11 protein-coding genes are annotated in these 12522 nt (G+C 60.0%); 6 read left to right on the forward strand and 5 right to left on the reverse strand.

Annotated elements, in window-relative coordinates:
• Positions 1–4: 4 nt before the first annotated feature.
• The 4 genes from AC3ITY_RS23785 to AC3ITY_RS23800 all read left to right on the forward strand — a co-directional run bounded on the left by AC3ITY_RS23785 (position 5) and on the right by AC3ITY_RS23800 (position 4375).
• Positions 5–1075, forward strand: a complete 1071-nt coding sequence (locus AC3ITY_RS23785) for an isopenicillin N synthase family dioxygenase (RefSeq protein WP_489305330.1) — start codon at positions 5–7, stop codon at positions 1073–1075.
• A 46-nt stretch (positions 1076–1121) separates the two neighbouring features.
• Entirely contained in the window at positions 1122–1916 is a 795-nt protein-coding gene (locus AC3ITY_RS23790; RefSeq protein ID WP_489305332.1) for an ABC transporter substrate-binding protein, read from the forward strand.
• A gap of 63 nt (positions 1917–1979) precedes the next feature.
• A complete protein-coding gene (locus tag AC3ITY_RS23795; RefSeq protein WP_489305333.1) occupies positions 1980–3527 on the forward strand; it encodes an amino acid ABC transporter permease/ATP-binding protein in 1548 nt (515 codons plus the stop codon).
• 59 nt (positions 3528–3586) lie between these two features.
• Entirely contained in the window at positions 3587–4375 is a 789-nt protein-coding gene (locus AC3ITY_RS23800) for an SDR family oxidoreductase (RefSeq protein ID WP_489305334.1), read from the forward strand.
• A 77-nt stretch (positions 4376–4452) separates the two neighbouring features.
• On the opposite strand, the gene AC3ITY_RS23805 is transcribed toward AC3ITY_RS23800, so the two are convergent.
• The 5 genes from AC3ITY_RS23805 to AC3ITY_RS23825 are packed head-to-tail and all read right to left on the reverse strand — an operon-like array spanning position 4453 to position 10214.
• Positions 4453–5286, reverse strand: coding sequence for a class I SAM-dependent methyltransferase (locus tag AC3ITY_RS23805; RefSeq protein WP_223454623.1), 834 nt, complete (start codon positions 5284–5286; stop codon positions 4453–4455).
• Entirely contained in the window at positions 5280–6437 is a 1158-nt protein-coding gene (locus AC3ITY_RS23810; protein ID WP_489305337.1) for an acyltransferase family protein, read from the reverse strand. Before AC3ITY_RS23810 ends, AC3ITY_RS23805 begins: the two co-directional genes overlap by 7 nt.
• Positions 6434–7300: a class I SAM-dependent methyltransferase gene (locus AC3ITY_RS23815; protein ID WP_489305338.1), complete on the reverse strand. Its 867-nt coding sequence runs from the start codon at positions 7298–7300 to the stop codon at positions 6434–6436. Before AC3ITY_RS23815 ends, AC3ITY_RS23810 begins: the two co-directional genes overlap by 4 nt.
• Positions 7297–8601, reverse strand: coding sequence for a glycosyltransferase (locus AC3ITY_RS23820; protein ID WP_489305340.1), 1305 nt, complete (start codon positions 8599–8601; stop codon positions 7297–7299). The genes AC3ITY_RS23815 and AC3ITY_RS23820 overlap by 4 nt, the downstream gene beginning before the upstream one ends.
• Positions 8595–10214: a glycosyltransferase gene (locus tag AC3ITY_RS23825; protein WP_489305341.1), complete on the reverse strand. Its 1620-nt coding sequence runs from the start codon at positions 10212–10214 to the stop codon at positions 8595–8597. The genes AC3ITY_RS23820 and AC3ITY_RS23825 overlap by 7 nt, the downstream gene beginning before the upstream one ends.
• Positions 10215–10639: 425 nt before the next feature.
• Between AC3ITY_RS23825 and AC3ITY_RS23830 the strand changes: the two genes are divergently transcribed.
• Both AC3ITY_RS23830 and gmd read left to right on the forward strand, forming a co-directional pair.
• Positions 10640–11554 (forward strand): GDP-mannose 4,6-dehydratase, encoded by a 915-nt coding sequence (locus tag AC3ITY_RS23830; protein WP_489305342.1) that lies wholly within the window; start codon positions 10640–10642, stop codon positions 11552–11554.
• Positions 11551–12522, forward strand: coding sequence for a GDP-mannose 4,6-dehydratase (gene gmd / locus AC3ITY_RS23835; RefSeq protein ID WP_489305343.1), 972 nt, complete (start codon positions 11551–11553; stop codon positions 12520–12522). The genes AC3ITY_RS23830 and gmd overlap by 4 nt, the downstream gene beginning before the upstream one ends.

The raw sequence follows: 12522 nt of genomic DNA on the forward strand, positions 1-12522 counted from the left end.
CGTCATGCCTGACAACAAAAACAACAGCGCAAGCACTGACACACACAAAGCCAACTTCAATAGCATCCCGGTGGTCAACATCGCCGGTCTGTTCAGCTTTGAACCGGAACACCGCCTGGCCGTAGCCGAACAATTGGGGCGCGCCGCCAGCGAGGTCGGGTTCCTCTATATCACCGATCACGGTATCGACCCGCAACTGATCGCCAACCTGCGCAAGGCTGCCAAGGACTTTTTCGACCAGCCCCTGGACGCCAAGATGCGCCACTACATCGGCACCTCGCAAACCCACAAGGGCTTTGTACCCGAAGGCGAAGAGGTCTATTCCAAGGGCAAGCCGGACCACAAGGAAGCCTTCGACGTCGGCTTCGAAGTCCCGGCCGATGACCCGCTGGTACTGGCCAACACCCCATTGCTGGGGCCCAACGACTGGCCGCAACTGCAAGGTTTCAAGGCGTCGGTGCAGGCCTACTATGAAGCCATCTTCGCCTTGGGCCGGCGCCTGTTCGGCGGCTTCGCCCTGACCCTGGGCCTGGATGAAAACTATTTCGACAGCCTGGTCACCCGCCCGCCGTCCAAGCTGCGCCTTATCCACTACCCCTTCGACGGCGCCGCCCATGACGCACCGGGTCTTGGCGCCCATACTGATTACGAGTGCTTCACCATCCTTTTGGCCGACAAACCGGGCCTTGAAGTGATGAACAATCTTGGCCAATGGATCGATGCACCACCGATTGCCGATGCCTTTGTCGTCAACATCGGCGACATGCTGGAAGTGATGACGGCAGGCACTTTCGTTGCCACCGCGCACCGGGTGCGCAGCGTGAAGGAGGAGCGTTATTCCTTTCCGCTGTTTTATGCCTGCGACTATCACACCCAGATCAGACCGCTGCCCGGGTTCGCCCAGGCAGGCAACGACTACGAAGAAATCACCATCGGCGAACACATGTATGGCCAGGCGCTGCAGACCTATCAGTATCTGCGCCAAAGGGTGGCCAATGGGGAAGTTCAACTGCCAGGCAAGGCACGCAAGCCCGCCAGTTTCGGACATTTGAAAAATCAGGTTCAACCGTCCTGATTGAAGTTTTCAACTAAACCCCTACCTACGCCGGAGTCAGCACATCATGAAAAACAACAAGAAAAACCTTTTGAGCCTGGCTGTATTGGCAGCCGGTATGTTCGGTGCCTCGGTGAGCATGGCCGCGGCAGACACGTTCAAGGTCGGCATGGAGATCACCTACCCGCCCTTCGAGTCCTATGACAAGGACAAAAACGTGGTGGGTTCCGACCCCGAGCTGGCAACGTCACTGGCCAAACACATGAACGCCAAGGTGGAGTTCGTCGACACCAAGTTCCCGAGCCTGATCCTGGGCCTGAACTCCGGCAAGTACGACGCGGTCATTTCCGGCATGTACATCACACCGGAGCGCCAGACCCAGGCCCAGACCATCGCGTATGCCAACACCGGTGCCGCAGTCATGGTGCCCAAGGGCAGCGAGATCAATGCAAAGAAGCCTGAAGACCTGTGCGGCTTGAAACTGGGCCTGGAACAGGGCACTACCTGGGTCAAGGAATTCCGCAAGCTGTCCGATGAATACTGCGTGCCGAACAACAAAGGCGCGATCACCGTCAGCGAATACCCCTCGGCACCCGAAGTGACCCAGGCTTTGCTGTCCAAAAACATCCAGGCCCAGGTCGAAATCGCTGGCGCGGCAAAAATGATCGCGGAAAAGACCAACGGCCGGGTAGTGATCACCACCGAGCATCCGATTTATCAGCAAACCCTGGGCATCTTCGTCAAGAAAGGTAACGACGAAACCTTCCAGGTCGTGCAAAAGGCCTTCGAAGAGAGCAAAAAGAGCGGTGAATACGCCGCAATTCTCCAGAAATATGGCTTGGAAGAACCGACTGCCAACTAAGAACCTGTCCTTGTAGTCTGGTCATCTGCCTCCCTGCACAGGGGCGGCAGATCGAGGTGCCCCATGCAATTCGATTGGTCGTATTTCTTATCCCTGTTCTCCCTGCCGGACTTCTGGAAGGCCTGCGTCACGGTGGTCCAGCTCAGTGCCTTGGCCTGGTTCATCGGCATGCTGCTGGGTTTTGTCCTGGCCTCGGCCAAGCTGTCCCAATCGCCCTTGCTGCGCATTCCCGCAGCGGTCTACATCTGGTTCTTCCGCAGCATCCCGTTGCTGGTGCTGGTGGTCTTCGTCTACAACCTGCCGCAATTGTTTCCCGGCAGCGGACCGATTCTGTCCAACCCCTTCTACGCAGGGTTGCTGGCCCTGGTGGTTACGGAAGCTGCGTACATGGCGGAAATCCATCGTGGCGGCCTGATCTCCGTGGCCAAGGGTCAGAAGGAAGCCGGGCGCGCGCTGGGTGTCGGCCTGTTCGGCATGCAACGCCTGATCGTGATCCCCCAGGCTTTCCGTATTTCGCTGCCCACGCTGATCAATGAATACATCACGGTGGTCAAGCTGACATCGCTGGTTTCGGTCATCTCCCTGACCGAAATCCTCACGGTCGGCCAACGCCTCTATGCCACCAACTTCCTGGTCATGGAAACCCTGGCGGCGGTAGGCGTCTATTACGTGTTGATCGTCACCGTGTTCGGCTATTTCCTGCAGCGCCTGGAGCGCTACCTGGACCTGAACTTCCGCAAGCCGCACACACTCGACACGGCCACCATCGACCGGTTCAGGGCTAGCGCCGAAGCGTTGCCCGACACTGCGCGCAAAGCCGCCGGCACCAACGCGACGCCCATCCTGCAATTGAAGAACATCCAGAAGAGCTATGGCACCCACAAGGTGCTGATGGGTATCGACCTGAATGTCGAATATGGCCAGGTGGTCTCGATCATCGGGCCATCCGGCTCCGGCAAGACTTCGCTGATCCGCACCGTCAACGGCCTGGAAACCATCGATACCGGCGACATCCTGTTGTTCGGCGAAAAATTCATCGAAGCGTCGGACAAACCCAACAGCTCCCGCCTGCGCAAAGGCGTGCGGCACATCGGCATGGTGTTCCAGAACTTCAACTTGTTCCCGCACCGCACCATTCTCGACAACGTCACCCTGGCACCGCGTTACCACGGCCAGCCGGGTGAGCTGAGTGAACATCGTGCCTATGCGCTACTGGACAAGGTCGGCTTGCTGGCCCATGCCCACAAGTACCCGCACCAGCTCTCCGGCGGGCAGCAACAGCGCGTGGCGATCGCCCGGGCCCTGGCGATGGAGCCGCAGATCATGCTGTTCGACGAGCCGACCTCGGCCCTCGACCCGGAACTGGTCAACGACGTGCTGAACGTGATCCGCGACCTGGCCAAAGAAGGCATGACCATGCTGATCGTGACCCACGAAATGGACTTTGCCATGTCGATATCCGACCGGGTCGTATTCATGGAGAACGGTAATATCCAACTGGATGCCGCACCGCAAACCATACGATGCGATGCCGTAGGAGAAAGAGTACGGCGCTTCATGGGCATCAGTACTCGATCGCCGAGCCTGTCTACAACGCTGGATCATGCATGAACATGGTGCTGCCATAGGCAACCCCTTACATTGAGCTTCCTTCTTTCAGGAAAACGCACATGAATCTGGGAATAGCAGGACGCTGGGCGCTGGTGTGCGCCGCCAGCAAAGGTCTGGGCAAAGCCTGCGCACAGGCACTCGTCCAGGAAGGCGTGAACGTGGTGATCACCGCACGGGGCGAACACACGCTCAATGAAACAGCCCGTCAGCTCAGGGCGATCAATCCTGAAGTGACGGTCATCGCCGTCGCCGGAGACATTTCGACGCCCGAGGGTCGGGCGGCAGCGCTCACGGCCCATGAGCATTTCGATATCTTGATCAACAACGCGGGTGGCCCTCCCCCCGGGGATTTCCGCGAATGGAATCGCGACGCCTGGCTCAAGGCGCTGGATGCCAACATGCTGACGCCTATCGAGTTGATCAAGGCCACGGTAGACGGTATGGCGACACGTGGATTTGGTCGAATCATCAACATCACGTCGAGTGCCGTGAAGTCCCCTATCGAAAGCCTGGGCCTGTCCAACGGCGCGCGCAGTGGTCTGACGGGTTTCATCGCTGGGCTTGCCCGGCAAGAAAACATTGCCAGTCGCAATGTAACGATCAACAACCTGCAACCGGGCTCATTCGACACCGATCGACTGCGTGACAACCTGGTCGCTGCTGCTCAGGAGTCGGGGCAGGACAGCGAGGTATTCCTTGACCAATGCCGCAGCGAAATTCCCGCCAAACGCTTCGGCTCAGCCGAGGAATTCGGTGCGCTGTGTGCCTTCGTTTGCAGTAGCCATGCGGGCTACCTGACCGGGCAGAATCTGTTGATTGATGGAGGGGCCGTTCGCTCCAGCCAGTAATGGGCCGCCAACCGGATCGGCACCCCATGGCGGTGCCGGACGGCCTGGTGAAGACCGTCGCTCACACAGCTAACTAATCAGGGTTTGCGCGCAATGATCACCTGACTTTTCGCCACCACCGCATCCAGCGCCTGCTTGATCTGCGTGCCCCGTGGCGAAGCCAGGATCGCCTGCCAGGTATCCGCCCAGTGGTTGAGCAACGGATGGTCCGGGTTGCTGAAATCGACCTTGGCTTCCCAGAACAACAGCATCCACATCGACCAGTAGAATCCGTACTGGCTGTGGCTGATCACTTCCAGGCCGGCATCGCTGACCATGGCCTTGAACTGCTCCTCGCTGATGATGCGGATGTGGTTGGGCTTCTGGAAATACTCGGCCGCCGCGATATCTTTCTGCAGGTCTTCGGAGCTGGGATGCGGGACGCTGAGCAGATACAACGCGCCCGGTTTGCCGACGCGCACCAGTTCAGCGAGGAACTGCGCCGGATCGTCCACGTGTTCGATGACTTCGGTCGACACCACCCGCGTGGCGGTCGCATCGGCTATCGGCAGCGGGTTGCAGTCGGTGACATGGCATTCGACGTCGCGGGCCGGTGTATCGCCCAGGCGCTGGCGGGTCGCTTCGACCTTGGCCGCGTCGATATCGGCGATGATGATCTTCGCCCCGCGCATCCCGCAGAAATGCACGTTGCCGCCGTCGCCACAGCCGACATCCAGCAGTGTGTCCTCGGGGGTCACCGGGAATCCGGTGAACAGTTCGCCGGTTTGCTGATTGAACCAGCCGCTGAGCATCGCATCGTGCAGGCCGAGCATGTAGGGGTCGACTTTCTCCGCCACTGGCGCCGCGGGCGGTGTCTCTGGCTGCACAGGCGCGGGCGTGCCCGCCGTGAGTTTCTTCAAAAGGCTCAGCATGAGGTGGCTCCAGAGGATGAGACGGCAATACGGGACGGGGTCAGGCGTTGTACCAGCGAGGCACCGCGTTGGCGCATGGGCATTTCGATGAAGCGGTAGTTGAGTTCGCTCAACAGGACGATCAAGCCGAATGCAATGAGCAACGTCGGTACTGGATGACCCGCCGGGTTCGGCAGGTTGGCTTCCTGCAAGCGGAAGGTGAATTCGCGGACCAACAGGTAGGCCGGGATGTGGATCAGGTAGATCCCGTAGGAGCGGCTGCCGACCCAGGTCATCAGGTTCTTGAACATTCCCTTGGGCATCAGGTAATCGCGGTTGTAGGACGCGATCCACACCAGCAGCGCACACAACAGCGCAATCACACCGATTCGGTAATGGGTAAAGGTGAAACGGTCCGTCGCCATGAAACCGAGCACCAGTGCAATTCCGACCAGTGCCGACAGGCCGGCCCAGGGGCGACGCAGGAAGGTCGGCTCCCAGCGCCGGTACGAAGGCTGTACGCTCCACATCGCCAACAACACGCCAAGAGCCAGCGCGTCGGTGCGTACCACCATCAGGATCGGCGTGCGCAAGGTGAACAATTGCAGCGCAACCAGCGCCAGCAACGCCCACACCAGGTGCTTGCGAAACAACACGATCATCAGCGGAAACAGCAGGTAGAACTGCTCCTCCAGCGACAGGCTCCAGTACACGAAACTGGTGCCGTACTCGTAGCGATAAAAACTGTCGGCAAAGCGGAAATTGGCGTACTGGGCGACGCCGGCCAGGGTCGCCTGAATGTTCGCGTGCAGGGTGCCGAACGCGCCGGAGCGATTGAGAAAAAGGCATGCCAGCAACATCAGCGCCAGCCATAACCAGGCCGACGGCAGTAAACGAAAGGCCCGGCGCAACCAGAAATTGCGCGTCTGTTGCCAATACTCCTGACGCGTTGTGCAACGGCGCAAGGCCGGGATCAGGCTGCGGGCAATGACGAAGCCCGAGATCGCGAAAAACAGATCCACGCCCCACCACGGCTGGCTGTACAGCGTGATGGTCTGCAGCAATGGCACAGCCGCCGCGAACAAGCTGTCCTGCAGGTGATGAAACAGCACGCCAAGCACCGCAATGCCGCGCAGCAACTCGATGTCCATGATCCGTTTTTCGTTGCTCATGCGCCCTCCTGGACATGAGGTTTGCGAGCAATGATCACCTGGCTCTTGGGCATGAACTGATCCAGCATCTGCTTGATCGCCAACCCATTGGGCTGGGCCAACAAGTCCTGCCAGGTTTTCGCCCAGCTCTCCATCAGCGGCGGATACGGCGCCTGAATCCGGTCGCGAACTGCACCGCCCAGATCGCGCCCGGCGGCCCGCTCACTGGCCCAGAAAAAAATCATGCCCATGACCCAGAAAAACCCGGATGCCTGGCGATGCTCGATGACCAGGCCAGCGTCTTCCACCAGCGCGGCGAATCGCTCGGAGCTGAAAATCTGCACGTGATTGGGCGACTGAAAATAGCTGGCCGGGGCGATGCCTTTCTGCAAATGCTCGCCCACCGGGGATGGCACGCTCAGCAGGTACAGCGCGCCGGGGCGGCCCATGCGCACGAGTTCCGCCATGAAGGGTTCTGGCTGATCGATGTGTTCGAGCACTTCCATGCACACGACTTTGCTCGCGCAACCATCGGCCAGAGGCAGCGGCAGGCTGTTGCTGACCAGACCGAGATTCGCTTTATCCGACTGCGCTTGCACTTGCCGCGCCAGCTCGCGGACCTTGTCGTACTCACTGTCGGTGAAGATCACCGAAGCGCCTTGACGCACCGCAAACAAGGTCGCGACCCCTTCGCCGCAGCCAACATCCAGCAAGGTGTCGTCGGCGGTAATGGCAAACCCTTTGAGCAATTCGCCGCTGTCGCCGAGAAACCAGCCGTCGAGCAGGGCGTCGTACAAACCGATATCCCTGGGCGATACCCGCGTTTCTGGTTGGGCGACCTCTACCGGTGCGGGCCGCAACTTCGCAAGCAGGCGCCGAATCATGTGCCCGACGCTTGTGCGCAGTTTGCTTCACGCCGTTCCAGCAACTGCTCGAACACCACCTTCAGGCGCTGCTCGGCAACGGCCTGGCTGCAGAATCCCTGCAGGCTGCCCACGGCATGGGCCGACATCCGTTGATAGCGCTCGACGTCCTGTCTGGCGACGTCATGGCTGGCGGAAAAAGCCGTACACAGCGAGTCCCAATCCGTGACGTAACGCAGGGTACGATACGCTGCGCGAGGATCGTGGGGCCAGGATGTCAGTTCGTCGGTACTGTCGACGATAAACGCGTTGTCACGGTCGATGTAGTCGGCCATGGCGGTGTTCAGCGGCGCAATCGCCGGCTTGCCGCAGGACATGAACTCCATCAACGGCAGGCATTGCCCTTCGCCGTAGGAGCAGTTGACGACGTAACTGGTGGCCTCGACCAGGCGCTCATAGTCGATGTCGGACAGATAGCCGTAGACCAGCACGATGCGGCACTGATAGGACTGATTCTTGTAGACGTGGTGCAGCATGTCGTTCAGCGCGTTGCCGATGTCATGGTGCGTGAGCTTGAGCACCAGGGTCGCGTCGGGCGTGTCGCGAAAGGCGGTGCAGAACGCACTGATCATGTCCTTCCAGTTCTTGCGCCCGTCGTAGGGATTGAACACCGAGGTGTAGACCACGCCCTCGAGCAACAGCTCGCAGTCGCGCGGCGGTTGGTCGAAGGCGATCGGCGTGCCCTCGCGCAAGCGTTCGGGGCCGTAGGGGCGCAAGTCCGCGGTGCGACTGTCGATCAACAGCCCACGCAGGTTCAGACGCGTGGGGCCCACGACCGGACGCTTGTCCAGGAGCTCGCCACGGGCGGCAAAACGGTCCCAGACAGGCGCCGCAATCGCGCTGATCGGGTAATCGGGGCCCATCACATCGTGTACGGCATTCACGGTAAAACTGGAGTGGGTGATCGCCGTCCCGCTGAAGCCCAACACCGTCCGCCAGTCATGCCGTGGTTCGCCCTGCCAGCTCTCGGTGGGAATGGTGCTGAACTCCCAGGCGAACACCGGAATCGTCGGGCACGCGTAGTGGACCGGCGTGCGATGCGGCGGAGAAAAGGACAGGAACACACAGTCTTCGCCCCGGCTCAGGCAATCGAAATACAGCCGATCGACCAACTCGTCCGGGTTGCTGACCTCGATCACCTGCCCCAGCCGTTCGAGTACCGGGCGGAACTCCTTGAGGACGAAGTAATAGCTGTACTCGGGCCGTCCGAGGTTCTGCTGGATGTTGCTCTTGTTGGTTTCCGAATGAATGATGATCAGCACGATGCAGCCCCCGTTTCGGCAACCACCGGCACGACGTCACGGACAGGTTCCTGTTTGAAGAACAGCGCCAGTCGCTGCTGCACTGGCGCGAACCTGCAGTACTGGTGCATGCGTTCGCTGGCCGCGTCCGCCATGACCTGCCAGGCGTCCGGCTGGTTCTTTGCCATCGCGTAGCTGTTCTCATAAGCTATTTTCAACGAACCCCAGTCCGGGCGGTGGCGCAAGGTGCGGTACAGGATGCGCGCGTCTTCCGGCCAGATCGTCGGCTCCTGGCTGGACTTGACGACGAAGGCCACACGCTCGTCGATGTAGTCGCGCATCGCCGTGTGATTCGGGGCGATGACCGGCCGGGCACAGGACATGAACTCCATCAGTGGCAGGCACAGGCCTTCGCAGCGTGAAGCGTTGACGTAGTAACTCGCCGCGCCATAGAGCCGGGCGAACTGCTCGTCCTGCAGATAACCGTGCATGACCACCACGCGACAGGCGAAGGGCGAGAGCTGGGACAGCAAGGTGATGAGTTCGACGTAATAGGTCGACAGGTCGTTCTGGGTCATCTTCAACACGAGCGTGGCGTCTTCCACATCACGCAGCGCCCAGCAGAACGCCGTGATCAGGTGGTGCCAGTTCTTGCGACCATCATCAGGGTTGAACACGCTCACGTAGATGACGCCATCGACCTCGATTTCGACCGTTTGGCTGGTGTCGGGGAAAGCCGCTTGTGGATGCTCGTCCTGCGCGGAGGCTTCGCTGACGACAGGTTCATCCGCCACAGGGACTTCGCTGATGGCAGGTTCATCCGCCACGGGCGCTTCACTGACTGCGGGTTCAACCGGCAACGGTTGAGGCGTCCGAAATCTGGCCAGCCATGGGCGAACGGCATCCGGCACCAGATCACGAACGGCTTCGCGATACCACAACAGCAGGTAATGTCTGGTAATGAAGAGGCGTCGACGCAGGGTCAACGGCGGCACCGAAGGTTCAGGTTCAGGTTCAGGTTCAGGTTCGGGTTCGACGATTTCCTGCGGCGGTTGCTCGATGAGCGGTGCGATCAAGCCATCGGCGGACAACCCCATCGAGCGACTGTCCAGGATGCAACCCTTGATCTGAAGTGTGGCACCCGCGCTCACCGGTGTACCGGGATATTGCTGGCGAATGTCGGCGAAACGTTCCCACAAAGGCGTCGGCAGCACCAGCACCGGGAAGTCCTCGCCCAAGGTCCGGCGGATGGCCTCGGCGGTGTGGGTGGACAAGGTGATCACCCGCCCCAGACGTGCCAGTGTCTGGCTCCAGTCTTGACCCGGATCGTTATCCCAGTGCTCGGCGGGAATGGTGTCGAATTCCCAGGCGACCACGCACACCATCGGGCATTGCAAGTCGGTGGGAGTCTTGTGCGGTGGCGCGAACGAAATGAACAAGCAGTCCTGACCGGCCTGCTGCAACTGCCGATACAGCGGATCGACCTCCGCGGCCGATGACACCACATGCACCGGCCCGAGGCTTTCAAAGAGCGGTCGATACGCCTTGAGTACGAAGTAGTAACTGTATTCGGGACGACCGAGGCTCTGGCTGATGGAGCTGTCGTTGACGTCGGAGTAAAGAATAAAATTCATGGCACTCCACGGTGACGCCGCCATTCCGGCAGCCTCACGCTATGACGGGGAGGACAGGGTTCGAGTCAGTGTTCACTGGCGCTCGTCCATTGTCTTGCTGCCCGTCTTCGTTCTTGTTTTAGTGGTCAGTTTCTCGCAGTTTCGAAGCGACGCTGCCGAACCGTGGATCATCGTGACGAGGGGCATTCTAAACACATCCATCGAGGGTTCGTGAACCGCCCGGCGAGAATAAATCGGGCCACGCTGACGAGAACTGATCAGTCACGGTTGGACTTGTTGAAATTGCCGAACAAATGGCACAAATTGGCTACCAAACAACTACAACAAAACATTTCACCTGTCTTTGCGAGCGATCCTGTTGATTCGCGAGACCCCTCCATTAATTCTGTTGGAATGGATGAAATGTATGACCAAGGGGTCGCTGTTTGAAAAAGCGTCTGTTTGTCACGGGTCTGACTGGATTCGTAGGACAACACATCCAATCGCGCATGCAGGCTGATGCCTCGGAATGGGCGCTTCTGCCAGTGCCTTGCCAATACGATCTCGGTGTACCGGAGAGCCTCGAAGGCTTGTGGCCGGAAATGCCCGATGCAGTGATTCACCTGGCGGGCCAGACGTTCGTTCCGGAGGCCTTTCGTGATCCGGCGCGCACCCTGAACATCAATCTGCTGGGCACCCTGAACCTGCTGCAAGCCCTCAAGGCGCGCGGATTCACCGGCACGTTTCTGTACGTCAGCTCCGGCGATGTCTATGGCCAGGTCACTGAAGCCGATTTGCCAATCACTGAATTGCAGCCACCCTGCCCGCGCAACCCATACGCCGTGAGCAAACTGTCGGCAGAGTTCCTGAGCCTGCAATGGGGCCTGAGCGAAGACTGGCCCGTACTGGTCGCCCGCCCGTTCAACCACATCGGAACCGGGCAGAAAGACTGCTTCGTCATCGCCAGCGCCGCACGTCAGATCTGCCGGATCAAGCAAGGCCTGCAAGGGCCACAACTGGAGGTCGGGGACATCGACGTCACGCGCGACTTCCTTGATGTCGGGGACGTGGTCTCGGCCTACCTGGCATTGCTGGAGAAAGGTACGCCGGGGCAGGTCTACAACATTTGCTCGGGACGCGAGCAGAGCATTCGCAGTTTGATCGAACAACTGGTAGATCTTGCCCAGGTCGACCTGCAACTGGTCCAGGACCCTGCGCGACTTCGCCGCGCGGATCAGCATCGTGTGTGTGGCAGCCCTGCCAGGCTGACCCAAACCACCGAATGGAAGTCTGAAATCACAATACAACAATCCCTGCGGGCGATCCTGTCCGACTGGGAGAAGCGAGTACGACAAGAATGACTAAAAGTGCATTGATCACAGGTATCACCGGCCAGGATGGCGCATATCTGGCCAAACTGTTGCTCGACAAGGGCTACAAAGTCCACGGCCTGGTGGCGCGTCGCAGCAGTGACTCACGCTGGCGTCTGCGTGAGATGGGGATCGAGGCGGACATCGTCTACCTGGACGGCGACATGGCCGATGCCTGTTCAGTGCAGCGCGCGGTGATCAAGTCGGCGCCAGACGAGGTCTACAACCTCGCCGCGCAAAGTTTTGTCGCGGCCTCCTGGGATCAACCGGTGACCACTGGCATCGTCGACGGCCTGGGCGTTACCCACCTGCTCGAAGCGATCCGTCAGTTCAGCCCGCATACGCGTTTCTACCAGGCGTCCACCAGCGAAATGTTCGGCCTGATCCAGGCCGAGCAGCAGGACGAGAACACACCCTTCTATCCGCGCAGCCCTTATGGCGTGGCCAAGTTGTACGGCCACTGGATCACCGTGAACTACCGCGAAAGCTTCAACCTGCACGCCAGCAGCGGCATTCTGTTCAACCATGAATCACCGCTGCGCGGCATCGAGTTCGTGACGCGCAAAGTCACCGACGCCGCCGCCCGCATCAAGCAGGGCAAGCCGCAGGAGTTGCGCCTGGGCAACATCGACGCCAAGCGCGACTGGGGCTTTGCCGGGGACTACGTCGAAGCCATGTGGCTGATGCTGCAACAGGACAAACCCGACGACTTCGTGGTGGCCACCGGCGTCACCACCACCGTGCGCGAGATGTGCCGGATCGCCTTCGATCATGTGGGCCTGAACTACCGCGATTACGTGAAGATCGACCCGGCGTTCTTCCGCCCGGCCGAAGTCGAAGTGCTGCTCGGCAACCCGGCCAAGGCCCAGCGTGTGCTAGGCTGGAAACCAAAAGCCGATCTGGATACCTTGATCCGCATGATGATGGATGCGGACATGAAACGCGTCGCCAAGGAGTAG

This window comes from Pseudomonas sp. GL_091, assembly GCF_057837725.1.

Bases quoted from the DNA above. Each gene is read 5' to 3' on its own strand.
- AC3ITY_RS23800 (WP_489305334.1), top strand. From the start codon at position 3,587: ATGAATCTGGGAATAGCAGGACGCTGGGCGCTGGTGTGCGCCGCCAGC.
- AC3ITY_RS23790 (WP_489305332.1), top strand. From the start codon at position 1,122: ATGAAAAACAACAAGAAAAACCTTTTGAGCCTGGCTGTATTGGCAGCC.
- AC3ITY_RS23795 (WP_489305333.1), top strand. From the start codon at position 1,980: ATGCAATTCGATTGGTCGTATTTCTTATCCCTGTTCTCCCTGCCGGAC.
- AC3ITY_RS23785 (WP_489305330.1), top strand. From the start codon at position 5: ATGCCTGACAACAAAAACAACAGCGCAAGCACTGACACACACAAAGCC.
- gmd (WP_489305343.1), top strand. From the start codon at position 11,551: ATGACTAAAAGTGCATTGATCACAGGTATCACCGGCCAGGATGGCGCA.
- AC3ITY_RS23810 (WP_489305337.1), bottom strand. From the start codon at position 6,437: ATGAGCAACGAAAAACGGATCATGGACATCGAGTTGCTGCGCGGCATT.
- AC3ITY_RS23815 (WP_489305338.1), bottom strand. From the start codon at position 7,300: ATGATTCGGCGCCTGCTTGCGAAGTTGCGGCCCGCACCGGTAGAGGTC.
- AC3ITY_RS23825 (WP_489305341.1), bottom strand. From the start codon at position 10,214: ATGAATTTTATTCTTTACTCCGACGTCAACGACAGCTCCATCAGCCAG.
- AC3ITY_RS23805 (WP_223454623.1), bottom strand. From the start codon at position 5,286: ATGCTGAGCCTTTTGAAGAAACTCACGGCGGGCACGCCCGCGCCTGTG.